This is a genomic window from Prevotella pectinovora (genome assembly GCF_041323955.1).
Classification (GTDB): domain Bacteria; phylum Bacteroidota; class Bacteroidia; order Bacteroidales; family Bacteroidaceae; genus Prevotella; species Prevotella pectinovora.
On record NZ_JBGLIV010000001.1, the window covers coordinates 878,773 to 900,524 of the forward strand.

At 45.8% G+C, this 21,752-nt stretch carries 14 protein-coding genes; 12 read left to right on the forward strand and 2 right to left on the reverse strand.

The window, feature by feature from the left end:
* The first annotated feature begins 132 nt into the window (after positions 1-132).
* The 3 genes from ACDC99_RS03525 to ACDC99_RS03535 all read left to right on the forward strand — a co-directional run bounded on the left by ACDC99_RS03525 (position 133) and on the right by ACDC99_RS03535 (position 6,473).
* Positions 133-2,820: a valine--tRNA ligase gene (locus ACDC99_RS03525; protein ID WP_022317350.1), complete on the forward strand. Its 2,688-nt coding sequence runs from the start codon at positions 133-135 to the stop codon at positions 2,818-2,820.
* Positions 2,821-2,984: 164 nt separating this feature from the next.
* A complete protein-coding gene (locus ACDC99_RS03530) occupies positions 2,985-5,363 on the forward strand; it encodes a TonB-dependent receptor (protein ID WP_287073427.1) in 2,379 nt (792 codons plus the stop codon).
* A 153-nt stretch (positions 5,364-5,516) separates the two neighbouring features.
* Positions 5,517-6,473: a helix-turn-helix transcriptional regulator gene (locus tag ACDC99_RS03535; RefSeq protein WP_022317348.1), complete on the forward strand. Its 957-nt coding sequence runs from the start codon at positions 5,517-5,519 to the stop codon at positions 6,471-6,473.
* On the opposite strand, the gene radA is transcribed toward ACDC99_RS03535, so the two are convergent.
* Positions 6,474-7,853 (reverse strand): DNA repair protein RadA, encoded by a 1,380-nt coding sequence (radA, locus tag ACDC99_RS03540; protein WP_042519459.1) that lies wholly within the window; start codon positions 7,851-7,853, stop codon positions 6,474-6,476.
* Between the two features lie 170 nt (positions 7,854-8,023).
* Between radA and ACDC99_RS03545 the strand changes: the two genes are divergently transcribed.
* The 7 genes from ACDC99_RS03545 (at position 8,024) to ACDC99_RS03575 (ending at position 16,636) form a co-directional block, all read left to right on the forward strand.
* Positions 8,024-8,860 carry an ABC transporter substrate-binding protein gene (locus tag ACDC99_RS03545; protein WP_197065823.1) on the forward strand — a complete coding sequence of 279 codons (837 nt, stop codon included), beginning with the start codon at positions 8,024-8,026 and terminating at the stop codon, positions 8,858-8,860.
* An 8-nt stretch (positions 8,861-8,868) separates the two neighbouring features.
* The gene (locus ACDC99_RS03550; RefSeq protein ID WP_370755842.1) at positions 8,869-11,094 is read left to right on the forward strand and encodes a tetratricopeptide repeat protein; all 2,226 of its coding nucleotides are present in this window, start codon (positions 8,869-8,871) and stop codon (positions 11,092-11,094) included.
* 140 nt (positions 11,095-11,234) lie between these two features.
* Positions 11,235-12,083 carry a nucleoside triphosphate pyrophosphohydrolase gene (gene mazG, locus ACDC99_RS03555; RefSeq protein ID WP_022317344.1) on the forward strand — a complete coding sequence of 283 codons (849 nt, stop codon included), beginning with the start codon at positions 11,235-11,237 and terminating at the stop codon, positions 12,081-12,083.
* Between the two features lie 54 nt (positions 12,084-12,137).
* Positions 12,138-12,704, forward strand: coding sequence for a lipocalin-like domain-containing protein (locus tag ACDC99_RS03560; RefSeq protein ID WP_042519457.1), 567 nt, complete (start codon positions 12,138-12,140; stop codon positions 12,702-12,704).
* 3 nt (positions 12,705-12,707) lie between these two features.
* Positions 12,708-13,646 carry a ribonuclease Z gene (locus tag ACDC99_RS03565; RefSeq protein WP_370755845.1) on the forward strand — a complete coding sequence of 313 codons (939 nt, stop codon included), beginning with the start codon at positions 12,708-12,710 and terminating at the stop codon, positions 13,644-13,646.
* A gap of 530 nt (positions 13,647-14,176) precedes the next feature.
* Positions 14,177-15,958: a translation elongation factor 4 gene (gene lepA / locus ACDC99_RS03570; protein ID WP_022317340.1), complete on the forward strand. Its 1,782-nt coding sequence runs from the start codon at positions 14,177-14,179 to the stop codon at positions 15,956-15,958.
* An 81-nt stretch (positions 15,959-16,039) separates the two neighbouring features.
* Positions 16,040-16,636 (forward strand): Crp/Fnr family transcriptional regulator, encoded by a 597-nt coding sequence (locus tag ACDC99_RS03575; RefSeq protein WP_022317339.1) that lies wholly within the window; start codon positions 16,040-16,042, stop codon positions 16,634-16,636.
* A 151-nt stretch (positions 16,637-16,787) separates the two neighbouring features.
* Here ACDC99_RS03575 and aroB read toward each other — a convergent pair whose 3' ends face one another.
* Positions 16,788-17,840: a 3-dehydroquinate synthase gene (gene aroB, locus ACDC99_RS03580; RefSeq protein ID WP_370756905.1), complete on the reverse strand. Its 1,053-nt coding sequence runs from the start codon at positions 17,838-17,840 to the stop codon at positions 16,788-16,790.
* Between the two features lie 295 nt (positions 17,841-18,135).
* On the opposite strand from aroB, the gene ACDC99_RS03585 reads away from it, so the two are divergent.
* Complete coding sequence (locus ACDC99_RS03585; RefSeq protein ID WP_044075122.1) at positions 18,136-21,090, forward strand: outer membrane beta-barrel protein; 2,955 nt, start codon at positions 18,136-18,138, stop codon at positions 21,088-21,090.
* Between the two features lie 70 nt (positions 21,091-21,160).
* Positions 21,161-21,625: a transcription elongation factor GreA gene (gene greA, locus ACDC99_RS03590; protein WP_042519452.1), complete on the forward strand. Its 465-nt coding sequence runs from the start codon at positions 21,161-21,163 to the stop codon at positions 21,623-21,625.
* Positions 21,626-21,752: the final 127 nt, after the last annotated feature.

Genomic DNA, 21,752 nt, shown 5'->3' on the forward strand with positions numbered 1-21,752 from the left:
AATCTTGCCCATATAGAGAAAAAGGATTAACTTTGCAGAATTATTGCGCTTATGCAAAAGCAAAGAAGAAATAGCGGCAATGGATTAGGGAGCAAACAACAAGAATATAAAGCAAACAAAACGACATAATATATGGAATTAGCAAGCAAATACGATCCACAAAGCGTGGAGTCGAAATGGTATGAATATTGGCTTGACAACAAACTGTTTAGCAGCAAGCCTGACGGAAGAGAACCATACACAGTGGTAATACCTCCACCAAACGTGACAGGAGTACTACACATGGGACACATGCTCAACAACACCATACAGGATATCCTGGTGAGAAGGGCACGTATGGAAGGCAAGAACGCATGCTGGGTGCCTGGCACCGACCACGCCTCTATCGCTACAGAGGCAAAGGTGGTGAATAAACTTGCTCAGGAAGGCATAAAGAAAACCGACCTTACACGCGACGAGTTCCTCAAGCACGCATGGGCATGGACAGAAGAGCACGGAGGAATAATCCTGAAGCAGCTCAGAAAGCTCGGTGCTAGCTGCGATTGGGACCGCACAGCTTTCACAATGGACGAGACCCGTTCGAAGAGCGTGATAAAAGTATTCTGCGACCTCTACAACAAAGGACTCATCTACCGCGGAGCAAGAATGGTGAACTGGGACCCACAGGCACAGACCGCACTTTCAGACGAAGAGGTGGTGTACAAAGACGAACACTCGAAACTCTACTATCTGAAATACAGAGTGGTTGAAAGCGACGTGGAGAGAAAGAGCGAAGGCAACGTGATGCACAAAGACGAGAAAGGCTACTACGCTGTGGTTGCCACAACGCGCCCTGAAACAATCATGGGTGACACGGCAATGTGTATAAATCCAGACGATGAGAAAAACACATGGCTCAAAGGAAAGCACGTGATAGTGCCGCTGGTGGGAAGAGAAATACCTGTAGTTGAAGACGGTTACGTTGACATAGAGTTTGGTACGGGCTGTCTGAAAGTGACTCCTGCCCACGATATCAACGACCATGCCCTCGGACTGAAACACAACCTCGAGACCATCGACATATTCAACGATAACGGCACAATAAGCGAGGCCGCAGGAATGTATGTGGGCATGGACCGTATGGACGTGCGCAAGCAGATAGAGAAAGACCTCAAGGAGGCTGGACTCATGGAGAAAGTGGAAGACTACAACAACAAAGTGGGCTTCTCTGAACGTACCAACGTGCCAATCGAACCTAAGCTCAGCACACAGTGGTTCCTGTCTATGCAGCACTTCGCCGACGAGGCGCTGCCACCAGTGATGGACGACGAGATAATGTTCTATCCGTCAAAATATAAGAACACATACAGACATTGGCTGGAAAACATCAAAGACTGGTGTATCAGCCGACAGCTATGGTGGGGACACCGTATCCCGGCATATTATTACACTACGGAAGAAGGCAAGAAAGACGTGGTGGTGGCTGAGACAGCAGAACTGGCTTTGGAAGAGGCGCGCAAGAAAAATGCCAACCTCAGTGCCGGCGACCTGGAGCAAGATAGCGACTGCCTTGATACATGGTTCTCTTCATGGCTGTGGCCAATCTCTCTGTTCAACGGAATTCTCGATCCCGACAACGAAGAAATGAAATACTACTATCCAACCAGTGACCTCGTTACTGGTCCGGATATCATCTTCTTCTGGGTGGCACGTATGATTATGGCTGGTTATGAGTATAAGGGAAAGATGCCATTCAAACATGTATACTTCACGGGTATCGTGCGCGACAAACTCGGACGCAAGATGTCGAAGAGCCTCGGAAACTCACCAGATCCATTGGTACTGATAGACAAATACGGAGCCGATGGAGTACGCATGGGAATGATGCTCTCTGCACCGGCAGGAAACGATATCCTCTTCGATGAGAGCCTCTGTGAACAGGGACGAAACTTCAACAACAAGATATGGAACGCATTCCGTCTCGTGGAGGGATGGGAAGTGGCAGATGGCACTCAGCCAGAGGCAAACAAGATTGCTGTGGAGTGGTTCAATGCCAAGCTGCGTCAGGCAAATGCCGAAATAGACGACCTGTTCAAGAAATACCGTATCTCAGAAGCTCTGATGACAGTCTACAAACTTTTCTGGGACGAGTTCTCAAGCTGGTATCTGGAGATGGTGAAGCCGGCATATGGTCAGCCTATCAACAAAACCACATATGAAGCAACACTCAAGTTCTTTGAAAATCTGCTTAAGATGCTCCATCCGTTCATGCCGTTCATCACAGAGGAACTGTGGCAGCACATTTACGAGAGAAAGGACGGAGAGTCAATTATGCGCGACAAACTGGAAATCTCAGCTCCTACAGGCGAAGACATGAAACTTATCGAAGACATCGAGAGCGTGAAGCAGATCGTAGCAGGAGTGAGAACAGTGCGCAACCAGAAAAACATCGCCAACAAAGAGACACTCTCGTTGCAATGTGTAGGTGAAAACGCTTTGAAAGACTACGACAGCGTGGTTGGCAAGATGGCCAACCTGACGAGCATCGATGTCGTGACAGAGAAGGACTGTACTGCAGCAGCCTTCATGGTGGGCACGCTGGAATATGCAGTGCCGTTGGGCGACATGATAGACGTGGCTGCCGAGATAGAGAAGATGGAGGCACAGCTGAAACATCTCGAAGGCTTCCTCGCCGGAGTTTCCAAGAAACTCTCAAATGAGCGATTCGTTGCCAACGCACCGGAAGCAGTGGTGGCTCTTGAGCGTAAGAAGCAGAGCGACAGCATGGAGAAGATTGCTGCGCTGAAGGAGAGCATAAGCTCACTAAAGGCACAGAAATAACAGTCATGGCTTGACTATTTTGACAATGACAAAAGTGTATAAATGATTGAAGGACAGGTTGTTTAGACTTGTCCTTCAAACATTTAGAGTATACAATGCTTCACTCGTCAACTTATTTCTACACAAATACAATAATTTGGCTTTCCTTTCGTTAAATATATCATATGAAGAAGATAATTATACTCTCGATATTAATCTGTTTTGTGTGCATAAGCGCATTCTCGCAGACCTTCACCCTACAGGGAAGAGTGACCGACAGCAACAACAATCCCGTGGAACTTGCCACAGTGGCAGTGGTGAAACAGGGGAGAGTGACGCTTACGAACCTGAAGGGTGAGTTCTCACTGCATCTCAACTCCGCAGACAGCGTGGTGGTGAGATTCTCTATGGTGGGCTACAAAACCAAAACACGCGTGCTGCGCAAACCTAAAGGAAAGCAGACTTTGCTCATACAACTCTTCGACGACAACAACGAATTGGGCGAGGTGACAATCACGGAGAAGAGAAGACAAACCGGCACTACTGAGCAACTCGACGTGAAGAATGCCACGAATACACCGTCGGCAACCGGAAATGCTGTGGAAGAACTCATACAGCAGCAGGCGGGAGTGTCAACCCATAGTGAGCTTTCGTCGCAATACAATGTAAGAGGAGGTAGCTTCGACGAAAACAGCGTATATATAAATGGTGTGGAAATATACCGCCCGTTCCTCGTGAGAAGCGGACAACAGGAAGGACTCTCAATCATCAACCCCGACATGGTGAAGAGCATCGGTTTCAGTACCGGAGGCTTTGAGGCTAAATATGGAGACAAAATGTCGTCAGCACTCGACATCACATACAAACAACCCAAGAAATTCGAAGCCAAGGTCACTGCCAGCATGCTCGGCGCATCGGCATACGTGGGATTCAGCAACAAGAAATTCTCATGGAGCAATGGTCTGAGATACAAGACAAACAAATACCTGCTCGGTTCGCTTGAAACTAAAGGAGAGTATAGTCCGAGTTTCCTTGATTATCAGACTTATCTCACATATAAGCCCAACAAACGATGGGAGATAGAATTTATGGGCGATATCTCTGACAATCACTACAATTTCACACCTTCTGACAGAGAAACCAACTTCGGAACGATGGAGAACGTAAAATCATTCAAAGTATATTTCGACGGTAAGGAAAAAGACCTTTTCCGTACTTACTTTGGCACATTTACAATCACAAGACTATTTGGCGCAAAAACACGACTGTCGCTCATCGGTTCTGCATACAGTACCAATGAGCAGGAAAAATACGACATACAGGGACAATATTGGCTTACACAGACGGAAACGAGCGAGAATCTCGGAGTGGGCACATATATGGAACATGCACGCAACTATCTGAAAGCCAATGTGAAAAGTCTGAAGTTGGCTTTCTCTCACAAGGCAAAACGCCACGAAATACTCGCCGGACTGGCATACAAAATTGAACACGTGGACGAATATAGCAAGGAATATGAAATGCGAGACTCCAGCGGATATAATATCCCACACACCGGTGAAGACATGAAGATGATTTATTCGCTTAATGCCCGAAACAAACTTAACGCAAACAGACTGGAGGCTTATGCTCAGGATACATATAAATTCATGAGTCCAGGACAGCATACGTTCTTCACACTGAACTATGGTATAAGGTTTAGTCACTGGAACTTCAACCGTGAGACGATAATCAGTCCGAGACTCTCGCTGAGCATAGTTCCGCCTTTCAACAATGACGTGACATTCAGGTTTGCAACAGGATTATACTATCAGGCACCATTCTTCAAGGAACTAAGAGACACCACTACAGTGGAGGGGACAACATACGCCACTCTAAACAAGAAGATAAAAAGCCAGAGGTCTATACACTTTATCGCTGCCTACGACTATAAATTCAAACTCAATGACAGACCATACAAATTCACAGCCGAAGCTTACTTCAAGGCACTTGGCAACATCGTGCCATACAGCGTGAACAACGTGAAGATAGTATACGACGCAAGCCAGCAATGCAGTGGACATGCTCTCGGACTTGACATGAAGCTATATGGCGAGTTTGTGCCTGGTGCAGACTCATGGGTGAGCCTGTCGGTGATGAGTACCAAGATAAATCTGAAAGGCAAGAGTATACCTATGCCAACAGACCAAAGGTATTCTTTAAACCTTTATTTCACCGACTATTTCCCTGGAACAGACAAGTGGAGAATGTCGCTCAAACTGGCGTTTGCAGACGGTCTGCCCTTCGGTCCTCCACACAGAGATCTCTCGCAGCAGCAGTTCAGGGCTCCTGCATACAAGCGTGCTGACATCGGCATGAGCTACAGACTTTTCGACAGAGAGAAGAGCGACAAAAAGAAATCTGTATTCAAGAACGTATGGCTGGGCATCGACTGTCTCAACTTGTTTGGTATAAACAACGTGAACTCTTACTATTGGATAACGGATGTGACCAATCAGCAGTATGCCGTGCCAAACTATCTTACTGGAAGGCAGATAAACGCAAGGGTGTCAGTTGAGTTCTGACGCTACTTGCTCTGCAGAATTCTTCACTTCAGCAGTATAACATTCATCAGATAGGGGATGTCTGTTTTTCAGTTGAAAAATACCTAAAAATGATTATTGCAGGATTGCAAAATAATAATTTACTTTGCATGCTGAATATAAAGGAAGTGGAAGATGAAGAGTCAAAAACTATATGAAGCCGATGATAAGCTTATCGTGCTTATCAGAGACAACTATAACGTACTGCAAAGTCTTGGCAGTTTTGGTATTAATCTTGGCTTTGGAGACAAGACCGTGAATGAGGTGTGCGAGGCGCAAGGTGTTGATACTTACACATTTCTGGCAATCGTTAATCTCGTCATTAATGGCTACAAGGCCTTCGATGACTTCTCGAGATTGTCTATACCTACTATCATGCATTATCTTCATGCCAGCCATGAGTATTATCTTGATTTCCAGTTGCCTTTTATACGTAAGGAACTCGTAGAAGCATTAGACGAGAAGGACAATCTCGCTCGTCTGATACTCAAATTATATGATGAGTATGCCGAAGAAATCAAGAAGCACATGAAGTATGAGGAGAAATTCCTTTTCCCATACGTGGAGTCGCTTCTCGACAAACAACCGCTGCCAAACTATGACATTGATACATTTTCAAAACATCATGGTCAGACTGACCAGAAATTGCGAGAACTGAAAAACATCATAATCAAATATCTGCCTAGCGATGGATTGCGCAATAACCAGCTGTCTGCCACTCTCTGTGATATTTATAATAACGAGGAGTGGCTTGCCAAACATTCTGACGTGGAAGAAGAAATAATGATTCCTGCCATCCGTACGCTTGAGAAGAAATTGAAACAGAATGATGTGTCTGCAAAAATTTCAAGCATGATAAACACTAACCCTGGAAATCAGGACGCATTGAGCGAGCGCGAGAAAGAGGTGATAGTGAGTCTGGTGCAGGGAATGACTAATAAGGAAATTGCAAACCATTTGTGCATTGCCCCCAACACCGTCATTACCCATCGTCGGAACATTGCGAGGAAGTTGCAGATCCACACCCCAGCCGGTCTTACCATCTATGCCATCGTGACAAATCTGGTGGATATATCTTCTGTTGAAATCTGATTATCCGAATAGATGTCTTAGGGCTTCTTCTACTTTTCTTACAGGAATGATGTTTATCCCTTTGATATTGCGGGCTTCGAAGGTGTGGAAATTCTGATTTGGTATGATGATATTGGTAAATCCGAGTTTCTGAGCTTCCGATACTCTTTGTTCTATTCTGCTCACGGGGCGCACTTCTCCGCTTAGTCCCACTTCTCCAGCCATACACCATCCTTGTTCTATGGCTGTATCCACATTGCTCGAAAGCACGGCGGCTATGATGCTGAGGTCCATGGCCTGGTCTGTTACGCGCAGTCCTCCGGCAATGTTTATGAATACGTCCTTTTGTATGAGTTTGAACCCCACGCGCTTCTCTAGTACAGCCAGCAGCATGTTGAGCCTCTTTTGGTCGAACCCCGTTGCAGAACGTTGTGGTGTGCCGTATGCAGCCGTTGAGACGAGGGCTTGAGTCTCCACAAGAAATGGCCTCACACCCTCTATCGCACACGAAATTGCCACTCCGCTTAGTCCTTCATGATCTTCAGAGAGCAGCAGTTCAGATGGATTAGAAACTGGTCGCAGTCCATTGGGCAACATCTCGTATATGCCAAGTTCTGATGTGCTTCCGAATCTGTTCTTTATGGATCTTAGAATTCTGTACATATGGTGTTGGTCACCCTCAAACTGTATCACTGTGTCCACGATATGCTCGAGGATTTTCGGTCCAGCCAGTGTGCCTTCCTTGTTTATGTGGCCTATCAGTATTATCGGTGTCCCCGAAGTCTTTGCAAATCTTAGTAATCTTGCGGCACACTCTCTTACCTGTGATACGCTGCCTGCAGAACTGTCCACGTCAGAAGTGCTGATGGTCTGTATGGAGTCTATCACCACGATTTCCGGTTTGACATTGCTTATACATGCGAAGATATTCTCCAACGATGTATCGCAGAATATAAGACAGTTGTCGCTTGGTGACTCGTTTATCCTCTGTGCCCTCATCTTCAGTTGGTGGGCGCTTTCCTCTCCGCTTACATACAACACCTTCTTGCTTATTCCCAATACCGTTTGCAGCGACAGTGTGCTCTTGCCGATGCCGGGTTCTCCTCCCAGCAGTGTCAGCGACCCCTTCACCAGTCCGCCACCCAACACTCTGTTAAGTTCATCGTCTTCCATATCGATTCGTGGGTCGTCAGTGCTTGAGATGTCCTTTATGTTCAGTGCAGAGAGGGTTTGGGGGCTGACGAGACCATTTGTCTTGAACGAAGATTCGCTGGATGGTCCGGCAGCCACTCTGAACTCCTTGAATGAGTTCCATTCTCCACATTGCGGACATTTGCCTATCCATTTGGGAGACTCCTGTCCGCAGTTGCTGCAAACATATATTGTCTTGTCTTTTGCCATATTTTTCGGATTACTTTAGACAAAAGTAATGATATTTTTCTGCATAACAAAATAAAGCGTTATCTTTGTGCTGTATTTATATATACCATATCTGTCTGATGTGGAGTGATGCTTCATTCTTGGAACCGGAGGAACTTGGCTTCATATCCTTCATAATAAAGTAAATGGCAATGATGACAAACATAAATAAACTCTTTGGAGCCTTCGTAGCAGCTATTCTTATGGGGTGCTCTATTGGAGGCGGTGGCAAGACTACAGATAAAGACCAGATGGAGAGGAAGGCGAAAGACTCCTTGGCTCTAAAGGTTGGCGTTTCGCAACGCATCGACTGCCTGCCTGCTTTCGTAGCTCTGGATGAAGGCATATTCGACTCTTTGGGGGTTGATGTTAAGCTCGTCCACTACACTTCGCAGCTTGATTGCGACAAATCGTTGGGAAAAAAGACGATTGATGGAGCTTTCGTTGACGACAAACGCATAGAATATCTTGTCAACCATGGCAGACTTTCTTTTGAGAAGGTGTTGTCTACAAGAATGGAATGGAAACTTGTGGCAAACAGAAAGTCGCGTGTCACTAAGATAAACCAACTGTCAGACAAGCTGGTTGCGATGACAAGGTTTTCTGCCACAGATTTCCTTTGCGACAAGATGTCCGACAGCATAAAGGGAAAGAAGGAAGAGTTCTTCCGTGTGCAGGTGAACGATGTTGATATTCGCCTGAAAATGCTTCAGAACGGCGAGATAGACGCGGCATGGCTTACAGAACCGCAGGCTTCTGTTGCCAAGAAAAGCGGAGGTGTGGTGTTGATGAATAGTAACAGTTGTTCGAAAGACCTGTCTGGACTGTTCTTCACATCCTGTGTAGAGTCAGATAAGCGCAAGAAACAGCAGATAGATACTTTTGTACGTGCTTATAAAATAGCACAGGAACGCATCGCGAAGCAAAATGCAGCTGGTTATTCTCAAATGATAAGGCATTACTTCAAATATAGTAATGTCTCTAAATAGTCTGTGTTATGGATAAGAATGAATTGAAACAGTTTTCCGTAGCCCTTCGGCTAGTTGAAGGCAAAGACCTCGGAGCGGCGTTAGATATCATACTGCCCTATGTAGAGTCGCATCCTTATGTTCCTTATTCTGAAGATGTGAAGGACATAAAGGAGAATTTCCGCCTCATGCTTCATTACATGGAGCTAGGCGTGGAGGACGACATGCGCGAATCTATGTACAATGATATGCTGGACAAGTTGAAGGGGGGTATTCGTAATCTTAGGTCCGACTATAGACGCAGAAACGTTGATTTCTATAAGGATGCCTATTCGAGAGCCTCAGTGAAGACAAATTCTTTCTCAGAGAAGGCTATACGGATGCAGATGGAAGACTTCGTTTCAGATTTGGCTATGTTGCAGCTTGAATCGGTAGAGAAACGCGACAAAATGGCGGATGAGCTATATTTGTCTCATTATTCATTCATGCAGGCATTGTTCTGTCATATCGTAGTTTCTGAACTTTGGACTGAAGAACAGGCCAGTGCCATTGGTGACATTATTCTATCGCCCACAGTGGATTCAGGAGACGCTCAAGTGGTCGTCAGTGCCATGATGTTGTCGGTGATGAATAATTTCGACATTAACAAGTTCCGTGTGCTTGTCAGAATATACAGTGAAGCCAAAGACGAGGCACTGAAGCAGAAGGCTCTGATAGCATGGACTCTGTCGGTTACTGATGGTGTAGATTCTGCTCTGCAATTGCAGATAATGTCGCCTCTGCTCTCTCGTGATGATGTGGTGAGAGACCTGCTCGACTTGCAGAAACAAATGGTATTCTGCATGAATGCCGAAAATGACAACGACATCATACAGCGAGACATCATGCCAACGTTGGTAAAGAACAGCAATCTCACGTCTTATCGTCTTGGCATCGAAGACAATGATCAGGAACTGAGGGATATCCTGGATCCTGAAGCCGACGACAGGTCGATGGAAGAAGTGGAGAACAAGTTCCAGAAGATGATAGAGATGCAGAAGAGTGGAGCGGACATCTATTTCGGAGGCTTCTCACAAATGAAGCGTTTCTCCTTCTTCTATAGTCTTCCAAACTGGTTCTTTCCATTCAGCTTGAACCATCCCGAACTTCACCGCGTGAAAGATAGTCTAAAGCGCAACAGGTTTCTGACCAACCTGATGGCAACAGGGCCGTTCTGCGACAGCGACAAGTATTCTTTTGCCCTTGCCGTTGTGTCGGTGATAGACAAGATACCGTCGGACATGATAGAAATGATGAATCATGGCGAGATGCCAAAGCAGCAATTTATGAGTGATGAAGAAATGGCCACTCCTGCCTATTTGCGCAGAAGAGCCCTTCAGGATCTATATCGCTTCTACCGCCTCTATCGCTGGCATAACCAGATATACAATCCTTTCGACACAGATAATGTGCTCTTCATGGCTTGTTCTCTTTTTGACAACACAGCAGTAAGTGAGAAACGCGTTGAGTTGGGCAATTTCCTGTTGTCGCGTCGTGAAGCGATACTGTTATCCAAACTGATGCCCAAGCTACAGTTCGACGGTTCTGTAGCTGGATATCTGGTGAAGGGTGGCTATTATCTTGAGATGTCGAGAGATTTCGTTGAGGCTAAAGAATGCTTTATGAAAGCTGCATATTTCTCGGGCGATGACATAAGGGCGTTGAGGGGAATGGCAAAAGCCGCTTTCCATTCCAACGACCTGAAAATGGCTGAGAATGCATATCGCAAACTCTATACCCTTGAGCCAGACAATAAGTCGTACGCTCTACACTATGCAATAGTATGCTCCAAGATGGGAGATTTCGAACAGGCTGCGAAAATACTGTATGAGCTTGATTACAAATATCCGGAGTCCGCCAATGTAAAGAGAGTCCTGGCTTGGACTCTTATGGGTGAGAACAAACTTGAACAGGCAGCGAAAATCTACGCCAAACTGCTCGATAGTGATACTGTGGGTGACATGGATTTACTTAATGCAGGCTACTGCAAGTGGTTCATGAAAGACATTTCAGGTGCTACCACCTTGTTTGCCGAATATTGCGAGAATTTGTTGAAGTCAAGAAAAGACTCTTCTGCTCCCGACTATCTGTCCATTTCGAATATCCTCGACGAGGATTTCATCAACGATGGAGCTATGCTCAACTGCTTCGGCATTACCGCTGTTGAAATGATATTGATAAAACGTATAACGTATAAATTGACCAGAGACAAGTGAAATCCAAGAGGAGAGATTTAGCCTTGGACTGATGGCCTGTCAGTAGGGTGGTTTCCTTGGTCCTTTCATTTGGAATTGTTGGAAATGGGTTCCACAAACGACTTGTCCACATGTTGACTCGTAAACTTAAAAGAACTAAAATGCATACAAGAGAAGAAAAACTAGAGGCCTTCGGGCGTTTTCTCGATGTGCTCGACACGTTGAGAGAGAAATGTCCTTGGGATAAAAAACAGACAAACCAGAGCCTGAGAACAAATACGATAGAAGAGGTGTTTGAACTAAGCGATGCCCTCATGAAAGACGATACGCTGAATATTTGCAAGGAACTTGGAGATGTGTTTCTCCATATCTGTTTCTATGCTAAGATTGGTGAGGAGAAAAGTGCGTTTGACATTGCCGACGTCTGCAACAAACTTGCTGACAAGCTTATATTCCGCCATCCCCATGTGTACCACCCTTCACAGGTCGGTGCTTCATCACCTAAGCCATTGCCTTATGGTGAGGATGACAAGCCTTCTGATATGCAGAATGCCGACACGGCACAGAAGGTTATAGAGAACTGGGAACAGATAAAACTGAAAGAGAAAGATGGCAACAAGCGTGTGCTTTCAGGTGTTCCGGATGCTCTGCCGACATTGATAAAGGCATACCGCATTCAGGACAAGGCGCGCAACGTAGGATTCGATTGGGAAGACCGTGGTGATGTGTGGAAAAAAGTGCGTGAGGAAATGTCGGAACTGGAGGAGGAACTGCGGAAGGGTGACAAGGAAAAGTCTAAAAAAGAACTTGGCGATTTCCTGTTCAGTGTCATCAACGCAGCCCGTCTTTATAAAATCAATCCCGATGATGCCCTGGAGCTGACAAACCAGAAGTTTATACGTCGATTCAATTATATTGAAGATCATTCAATCAAATTGGGTAAACCTTTGACGGAAATGACTTTGGATGAGATGGATAAACTTTGGAATGAAGCAAAGTCTAATGAATAAAGGATGGCGGAAACACCGTTGTCTTATTGTTGAAAACATAATAAATCATACAATATGAGGAAAGTATTTTTGTTTATTGCTGTATGTCTTGCATTCTCCTCTCTGGTAGGATGCGATGGCAAGAAAAAGACTGACGGCGACAATGCCCCAACACTGGTGGACAGCAATGCTGCGGCGGATTCCACGCTTTATGGCATATGTGGCGAAGGCACGTCAATGTCGGTTTTGGAACTTATTACCGACAAGGGTGACACTCTTTCCCTTCTGCTGGAGGGTGCAGACACCTGCAGCAATGTGCAGGGAGGATTGCTTGCCGGCGACCATTTGGCTGTGATTTCTTGTAAGACAGCCGATGGGGAGCTCTTTGCCAAATCGGTGCTCAACATAACATCCTTAATGGGTAAATGGACGAGCATAGACCGTCATTTCGTGATAGAAGAAGGTGGAGTGGTGACAGGCGACGACAGTGAGCCTAACCCGTACGTGGAGTGGAAGATAAACAATGGCAGACTGGTATTGAGCTCCGACACTTTCAGCGTATATGGTCTCGGCCCGGATTCTCTGCTGCTTGAAAACCAGAAGGGAATATATGCATATAAGAGAGATGTAAAGCAACATTAGCATATGGCAAGATTTCGTGTTCATATACTTGGCTGTGGCAGCGCACTGCCAAATTTAAAGCATAATACCACGGCACAGCTTGTTGAGGTGCACGACAAGTTTTTCATGGTGGACTGTGGTGAGGGCACCCAGCTGCAGCTGCGCAAGAGCCGTGTCCATTTCGGCAAGGTAAACGCCGTGTTCATCTCGCATCTGCATGGTGACCATTGTTTTGGACTGATGGGGCTTGTCTCTACTTTCGGATTGCTGGGGCGCACGGCTCCATTGCATATCTATGCACCGAAGGAGATGACGGAGCTGTTCGATCTGCAGAGACGTATGTTCTGCCAGACTTTCGAGTATGAATTGGTGTTCCATCCGTTGGAAACCACAAGGAGTGAAGTCGTATATGAGGATAAGAGTCTTACGGTGACCACTGTTCCTCTGTCTCATCGTGTGCCCTGTTGCGGATTCTTGTTTAAGGAGAAACCGCTGCAGCCACACCTCAACAGGGAAATGCTAGATTTCTATGAGATTCCGTGTAGCCAGTTCAATAATATCAAACAGGGGCAAGATTGGACGACCGCTGATGGCGAGACAATTCCGAACTCCCGTCTTGTCCTACCGGCAGACAAGCCTCTCTCGTATGCTTTTTGTTCAGACACGCGCTATATGCCAGACCTTCACAAATTGGTATACGGTGTTGACGTGATTTATCATGAGTCTACTTATGGAGATAAAGATGCTGCCAATGCCCGCAAGTATTATCATTCCACTGCCTCAGAGGCTGCCCGTGTGGCATCCGATTCCTGTGCAGGACTCCTTCTTCTTGGCCATTATTCTTCTAAATATGCCGATGAGACCTGTCTTCTTGATGAGGCGTGCCGTGTTTTCCCCTCGGTGGTCCTGACCAATGAAATGGATGTTGTCGATGTGGCAAATAGGTGTAAAGTAGAGGAGTGACATATTGGCAAGTACGCGGAATGACGCTGTTTAATGAATTGTTTTCAGCCGTTTTCAGCTAGTAAACCATTGGTTGTTGTCTGCTGAAACGGTTGTTTCTTGTATTCTGACAGGTACTTTGTTTTCCTTGCCCAGACATTTATGGGATGTTTAATGTCTTGTAAAAGATGTTTCCTGAACTGCGACACTTTGCCAACTGAACTCCTAGTCTCTTCTTGTTTGTTTATATAAACGTGTTGTTATTTTGATAGTTATATGTGTATATTAAAAATACTCGTTTGGGCATATTGGGGAGCAGTGGCATGGTTGTCGTAGTTGATTATTCCTTTCGCCTTCCTGTGTCTTTTTACTTCTTTTCCGTTCGGAAAGTTTCCAACATGCCAAACTTTAATCATAAAAATAAAGTTTCTTGATTATTCATTGTGACAGTCGGAAAAAAAATGTATATTTGCAAATAGAAATATTGTGGACGCACATGCCGTACGGCTTTCCGTCACTACATTGATATATATTGTAACTACAAAACCCTAATGGAGAATATAAGAAACTTTTGCATCATAGCACACATCGACCACGGCAAGTCTACACTTGCCGACAGGCTTTTGGAATATACCAATACCATCAAGATCGTTGAGGGACAGATGCTCGACAATATGGATCTTGAGAAGGAGCGAGGCATCACCATCAAGAGCCATGCCATTCAGATGGAATATAACCACGAAGGTAAGGACTATATACTGAATCTCATTGACACTCCGGGACACGTAGACTTTTCTTATGAGGTGTCGCGAAGCATTGCGGCATGCGAGGGGGCGCTACTCGTGGTAGATGCCACACAGGGAGTTCAGGCGCAGACTATCAGTAACTTGTATATGGCTATCGATCACGACCTCGAGATAATCCCGGTAATCAATAAGATTGACATGCCTTCGGCTATGCCGGAAGAGGTGGAAGACGAGATAATTGAACTTATCGGATGCGACAGGAAAGACATTCTCAGAGCTTCCGGAAAAACCGGAGAGGGAGTGGAGGATGTACTGAAGGCTGTAATAGAGCGCGTTCCACATCCCACAGGAGAGCCGGAGAAGCCCCTGCAGGCACTCATCTTCGACTCTGTATTCAATCCTTTCCGTGGCATTATTGCATACTTCAAGATAGAGAATGGAAAGATCAGCAAAGGCGACAAAGTGAAGTTCTATAACACAGGAATGGAATATACAGCCGACGAGGTAGGAGTGCTCAAGATGGATATGATTCCACGCAAGCAACTCTCTACAGGAGAGGTGGGATATATAATAAGCGGTATAAAAGACCCGACAGAGGTGAAGGTCGGTGATACCATAACCCATGTGGCGCGTCCGTGCGCCAAGGCCATAGATGGATTCCAGGAAGTGAAGCCGATGGTGTTTGCCGGTGTTTATCCTATCGACCCCTCAGAGTATGAGAACCTGCGCACGTCGCTTGAGAAACTGCAGCTCAACGATGCCTCATTGACCTTCCAACCAGAATCGTCGGTGGCCCTCGGATTCGGATTCAGATGTGGGTTCCTCGGACTGCTTCATATGGAGATTGTTCAGGAGCGGCTTGACAGAGAATTCAATATGGACGTGATTACTACCGTGCCAAACGTTTCATATATGGTATACGACAAGCACGGTGAATCAAAAGAAGTGCATAATCCATCGGGACTGCCCGATGCCACGATGATAGACCACATTGAGGAGCCTTATATCAAGGCGTCGATAATCACCGATACCAACTATATCGGTCCTATAATGAAACTCTGTCTCGACAAGCGAGGCGAATTGCTCAAGCAGGAGTATATCAGTGGAAATCGTGTGGACCTTCACTTCATGTTGCCATTGGGAGAGATTGTAATTGATTTCTACGACAAGCTGAAGAGCATCTCTAAAGGCTATGCCTCGTTCGACTACCATGTGGATTGCTACCGCCTGTCTAAGCTTGCTAAGCTCGATATCCTGCTCAACGGAGAACCGGTGGATGCATTGTCGACTCTCACCCATCAGGACAACGCAGTGGCTTTCGGCAGAAGGATATGCGAGAAACTCAAGGAACTGATACCTCGGCAGCAGTTTGATATTGCTATACAGGCTGCCATAGGAGCAAAGATCGTGGCGCGCGAGACAATCAAGTGCGTGCGTAAGGACGTAACGGCAAAATGCTATGGTGGAGACGTGAGCCGTAAACGCAAACTGCTCGAGAAACAGAAAAAGGGAAAGAAGCGCATGAAGCAGATCGGCAATGTGGAAGTGCCTCAAAAGGCATTCCTGGCAGTACTGAAACTCGACTGACGCCATGGATTCCTGGACTGGATGTGGAAAACCTGCAATGAAATAAATATATAAACAAAATTAACAGGAGGGGAAGTCATCATGAAAGAACCAACCTTGACAAAGAGAGACATTGCCAGGGAACTGGCAAGAAGATACAGCACAATGGCACACGATGAGCTTGACATTTTGGAGAGTATTCTCGTGCCCATGAAGTTTGCACGTGGCGAAAAGGTGGTGGAATCTGGAGATGTGAGTGACGCCATCTATTATGTGGAGCGTGGCATGGTTCGCGAATTTTATTTCAAGAACAACAAGAGCGTGACTGAATATCTTGCTGCCGATGGCACTATAGTTATGAGTATCGAAAGCCTTTTCAGAGAGGAACCGTCAAAACTTGTCATCGAGGCCCTTGAGCCTACTCTCGTATATGCACTGCCCAAGAAAAGGCTCGAGGAGGTGGCGCTTCATAACGTGAACATACAGATTCTCTACAGGAAGATTCTGGAGGAGAGTCTCATAATATCGCAGCGCAGAGCAGACCTGTTGCGCTTTGAGAGTGCGAAGGACAGATATCTGAAACTTTGCAAACTTAATCCTAAGGTCATAATGAAAGCACCGCTTGTATATGTGGCAAGCTATTTGCAGATGACGCCGGAAACGTTGAGTCGTGTGCGCTCTGCTGTGGCGATGGAATGATAATTGTGATTTTAAAGAATAGTGTGAATGCGGATGCTAAGCCTGGTGTCAGGTTGGTATCCGCATTATTTAGTTATGGGAAAAGCCTACGACGCAGTATTAAAATACTACATTGAACGGCCTGATGACCGATTGGGACCGTTAAAAGGTATCAGCTCTCCCTCAGAAAGTCTAGAGCTTCGAAGACAAGTTCTTTAGAAGCCGTTTGGTTTATCCTCACTTCACCCACATCGGAGAGTAGCGTGAAGTTTATCATGTCGCCTGTGTTCTTCTTGTCGTGGAGCATCAGCGAGAATAGTTTGTCGTAGTCTTTGCATGATAATTCGGGGCGTCCGTAGTTATCGAGTACAAACCTTGTCGTCTGTCTCATCTTCGTCGTAGGGAAGTTCAGCAGAGCGCAGCTAAGAAATAATTCCCCCACAAGTCCATAAGCTATGGCATAACCATGCAGTAGAGTCTTGCCTTTCTGCATAGCCAATGATTCCAAGGCGTGACCAATGGTATGCCCCAGATTCAATGCCTTGCGGATGCCATTTTCGTGAGGGTCTTCAGTTACTATGCGCCTTTTCAGTTCTATACTGTCGGCTATCATCAACGAGAGTTCATTCAGGTCGAGTTTGTCAAAATCGAAAAGCAAGTGTCTCGCCCAGATTTTGTCGTCGCTTATCAAGCTGTGTTTCAGCATTTCGGCATATCCCGACAGAATGTTCTGATGGTCGAGAGTCTTAAGAAATATCGTATCAATGAAAACAGTATTCGCATCCTTGAACACGCCAATCTCGTTTTTCAGTCCGTTGAAGTTTATTCCTGTCTTTCCTCCTACAGAGGCGTCAACCATTGCCAGCAGGGTGGTGGGGACATTGATGAAGTCGATGCCCCTCTTGAAACATGACGCAGCAAAGCCTCCCAGATCGGTTACCATGCCTCCGCCAACATTCACCATACACGAATGTCGTGTGCAGCCGTTGTCGCTAAGTTCCCTCCACACGTGTACGGCTGATTCGAGAGTCTTGTTCGTGTCAGAGGCATCTATTGTGATGTGGTAGGCGTTGCGTGTTGCTTCGCAGCTGTTGATGATTGGCAGACAATGGAGGCGGGTGTTTTTGTCGGTAAATGTGAACACCTTGTCGTAGTTTCCTGAAACAAGAGCCTTTGTCAATTCATCAGCAATTTTGTGGGTTATAATGACCTGTTGCATTGTGATTTCTTTTATTGCCGTATTGAGAATATGTATGTTTGTACGTGCCGTTGGAATATGGTGGCACTCATTGCACTGAAAGTTCAGTAAATAATTGCAAAAATATGAAAATCTGTCGAGAAAATGAAAAAATCTTTGTTATTTTGCCAAGCTTTGGGTTAAACATTTGCTTGCTTTGTGCGTCTATAACTAAATTTGAGTCAACACATGACATTTGTTTGGCCCTATGCCGCATATGAATGAAGTGTTGTATATCAGTTACACAGAGTTCTTCATTAATAAGTAATATACAATATTAAATATGAAAAGATTCAAGATGTTACTCCTTGCCATTCTTAGCGTAACGATGGTTATGGCACAGGAGATGAAAGTGGCGGGTACTCTTGTAGACCGTGACACTAAGGAAGGAGTGCTGATGGCTACAGTACAGTTACTGAAGAGCGACAGCACATTCGTAAAAGGAGTTCTCACTGATGACGCCGGCAATTTCAGCCTTTCCATTGAAGGTCCCGGCAAATACATACTGCGCTTCTCGAGTGTGGGCTACAATACTATAAGCAAATCTTTTGCTGTCAGTCAGACCCAACCAGAAGTCGACATGGGGAAAATCAGTTTTGGAGCTGACGCTGTGATGCTGAAAGGAGCCACAATCCTCGGACAGGCAGCCAAGGTGACGCTTAAGGAAGACACCTTCGTGTATAACGCTTCGGCATATCGCACACCTGAAGGCTCTGTAGTGGAAGAGCTTGTGAGAAAACTCCCTGGCGCACAGGTCGATGACGATGGAAAAATCACCATAAACGGAAAGGAAGTGAAGAAGATCCTTTTCGACGGAAAGGAGTTCATGAGTGGAGATACCAAGACCGCCATGAAAAACATACCAACGTCTATTATCGAGAAAGTAAAGGCATATGAAGAGAAGAGCGATCTCGCCAAAGTGACAGGCATCGATGACGGAGAGGAAGAGACTGTGCTTGACTTTGGAATAAAGAAAGGCATGAACAAGGGAGTGTTTGGTAATGCAGATCTATCTATTGGCAACCACGGCAGGTATGCCGAGAGACTGATGGGGGCTGGATTCCAGGAGAAGGTACGTATAATGGGATTCGGCAACGCCAACAATGTAAATGATGCCGGATTCCCGGGAGGTGGAGGCAGATGGAGAGCACCGATGCAAGGGTTAAACTCCAAGAAAATGGTTGCTTTCAACATGAATTATGAGGATAAAGGCAAACTGAAACTCGATGCCGGTGGCAGATGGAATCACTCAAACGGAGACCTGCAGCAGACACAGGCGGTGGAGAACTTCGTGAACAAGAGTGGTGCGTTCTCAAACAGCAATACTGCAAACCTCACGCGTGTCAATGGTTATGATGCGAGAGTCAAGATGGAATGGACACCAGACTCCATGACTAACATCATGTTCAGACCAACATTCTCATATTCCACTAATGACGCACAGACCAATGGAGTTTCGGCAACATTTCAGGACAACCCATATTCGTATGGAGACGATCCGCTGGCATCGCTCGACAGTATGGCTGAGCATGGAGTAATAGTGAACAGCAGACAGAACCGCAGCGTCTCATACACAGAGTCGAAAAAGGCGGGGGCAATGCTTCAGCTCAACAGAAAACTCGGCACCAAAGGACGCAACATCACACTTAGAGGTGACATGAGTTATGCCGATGGCAAGAGCAACAATCTATCATTGTCGAATGTTCATCTGTATCAGATAAAAGACATTTATGGAGCAGACTCCACATACCAGACTAACAGGTATAACGTCACTCCGACCAAGAACTTGCAGACGGAGCTGCAGTTCACTTACAGCGAACCGCTATGGCGAGGAGTATTTTTACAGCTCAGCTATAAGTTCACATACAATTTCAGAAAGAGCGACAGAACGACATACGATTTCAGTAGAGTGGACCAAGACTTTTTCGGCAACGTTATGTCGTCATATCGCAACTGGACAGACTATCTATCGCTCCTGAGCGGAAATCTAGGTGACTATTACGACAAGGAGCAGAGTCGTTATTCTGAATACAAGAATTACATACACGAAATGCAGTTGGGCGTGAAGGTGATGAAAAAGAAATACAACCTCAATGCCGGTGTAATGGTGCAACCACAGACATCAAAGTTCATTCAGGAGTATAGAGGCGTGAGCACCGACACTGTGAGAAATGTGGTCAACGTGTCGCCTACTTTCGAGTTCAAATATAAGTTCTCAAAGACTAGCACCCTCAAGATAAATTATCGAGGCACCACGGCGCAGCCGGAGATGGCAGACCTGCTCGACATAACAGATGACAGTGACCCACTGAACATTAAAAAGGGTAATCCAGGTCTGAAACCTTCGTTCACCAACAACTTCAGACTCTTCTACAACACCTACATACCTGGTCATCAGACTGCGGTGATGACATTCGTGAACTGGAGCAATACGAGAAATGCCGTGAGCAATGCCGTGACATACGACGAAACAACAGGTGGAAGGACAACGCGGCCGGAGAACATCAACGGCAACTGGAACACAATGGCTGCCCTGATGCTCAACACTTCGATAGATACTGTGGGAGTGTGGAACGTGAACACGTTTACTACGTTCAACTACAACAACTATGTGGGTTATCTCTATAGTCAAGACACACATGTCACGCAGAAGAACACCACGAGGACCACAAGTCTGTCAGAGAAACTTTCTTTCGGCTACAGAAAAGACTGGCTCGACGTAAGCCTCGATGGTTCGCTCAACTATATGCGCACCCGCAACCTGTTGCAGCAGGGCAGCAATCTTGACACATGGCAGTTCTCGTATGGAGCAAACCTCAATGTCTATCTGCCCTGGAACATGAGCATCACTACAGACCTGCACGAGAACTCCAGAAGAGGATACGATGCCGGAGCAAATACCAATGAACTGGTGTGGAACGCACAGGTAAGCCAAAGCTTCCTGAAGGGTAATGCACTGAGCGTGTCAATACAATTCTACGACATTCTGCAGAACATGAGCAACTTCTCAAGAACGGTGAACGCCATGCAACGTAGCGACACTTACTACAACAATATCAGTAGCTACGCCATGATACACGTTGTATACCGCTTCAACCTCTTCGGAGGCAGAGATGCCTTCAACAAGGATGGAAGGCCTAAGCACCCATCCGACATACCTCGTGGCGGATTTGGCGGACGGCCAGGAATGCCCCCATATGGAGGTTTCGGAGGAGGAAGACCACCTCATATGTTCTGATTGTATACAATCAGTAGTAATGAATTTATTGGACATTAAAATTGACGAACAGAAACAAAGATAATACAATATGGAATATATGTCACAGGAAGGCTTTGACAAAATAGCCTCTGAGTTGCAGCATCTCGAACGTGTAGAACTTCCTAGAGTGAGAGATGCCATTTCTGAAGCCCGCGACAAGGGCGATTTGAGTGAGAATTTTGAATATCATGCCGCAAAGCGAGAGCAGGGAAGGGTGTTGGGCAGAATCCGTTTCCTGCAGCGGGTGCTGGAGAATGCGAGGGTGATAGACAAAGCGTTGCTGAAGAGCGACTGTGTGGGGCTGCTCAGCGAAGTGGAAATCACTAATCTTGCCAACTCGCACACGATGAAATACACCATTGTCAGTCCACACGAAGCCGACATGAAGACAGGCAAGATATCCATAAAATCTCCAATTGCACAGGCTATGCTCAACAAAAAGGCAGGTGAAGAAGTGGAGGTGAGAGTGCCTGCAGGAATGATAAGGTTGAGAATAGAGAGTGTGAAACTATAACATTAGTTTTATATCGTATCAAAAAAACAATGCGGTTGTCCCAGTCTGACAAAAGACGAGGATAATCGCATTGTTCATATATTTGTGACAAAATCGTTAGGTTTACATTGTCATCCCTAAAAGTTAT

What these genes read in the sequence shown, in the direction of transcription:
- ACDC99_RS03535 (WP_022317348.1), top strand. Translation starts at nt 5,517, where the DNA reads ATGAAGAGTCAAAAACTATATGAAGCCGATGATAAGCTTATCGTGCTT.
- greA (WP_042519452.1), top strand. Translation starts at nt 21,161, where the DNA reads ATGGAATATATGTCACAGGAAGGCTTTGACAAAATAGCCTCTGAGTTG.
- ACDC99_RS03525 (WP_022317350.1), top strand. Translation starts at nt 133, where the DNA reads ATGGAATTAGCAAGCAAATACGATCCACAAAGCGTGGAGTCGAAATGG.
- lepA (WP_022317340.1), top strand. Translation starts at nt 14,177, where the DNA reads ATGGAGAATATAAGAAACTTTTGCATCATAGCACACATCGACCACGGC.
- ACDC99_RS03560 (WP_042519457.1), top strand. Translation starts at nt 12,138, where the DNA reads ATGAGGAAAGTATTTTTGTTTATTGCTGTATGTCTTGCATTCTCCTCT.
- ACDC99_RS03550 (WP_370755842.1), top strand. Translation starts at nt 8,869, where the DNA reads ATGGATAAGAATGAATTGAAACAGTTTTCCGTAGCCCTTCGGCTAGTT.
- ACDC99_RS03530 (WP_287073427.1), top strand. Translation starts at nt 2,985, where the DNA reads ATGAAGAAGATAATTATACTCTCGATATTAATCTGTTTTGTGTGCATA.
- radA (WP_042519459.1), bottom strand. Translation starts at nt 7,853, where the DNA reads ATGGCAAAAGACAAGACAATATATGTTTGCAGCAACTGCGGACAGGAG.
- mazG (WP_022317344.1), top strand. Translation starts at nt 11,235, where the DNA reads ATGCATACAAGAGAAGAAAAACTAGAGGCCTTCGGGCGTTTTCTCGAT.
- ACDC99_RS03545 (WP_197065823.1), top strand. Translation starts at nt 8,024, where the DNA reads ATGATGACAAACATAAATAAACTCTTTGGAGCCTTCGTAGCAGCTATT.
- ACDC99_RS03585 (WP_044075122.1), top strand. Translation starts at nt 18,136, where the DNA reads ATGAAAAGATTCAAGATGTTACTCCTTGCCATTCTTAGCGTAACGATG.
- ACDC99_RS03575 (WP_022317339.1), top strand. Translation starts at nt 16,040, where the DNA reads ATGAAAGAACCAACCTTGACAAAGAGAGACATTGCCAGGGAACTGGCA.
- ACDC99_RS03565 (WP_370755845.1), top strand. Translation starts at nt 12,708, where the DNA reads ATGGCAAGATTTCGTGTTCATATACTTGGCTGTGGCAGCGCACTGCCA.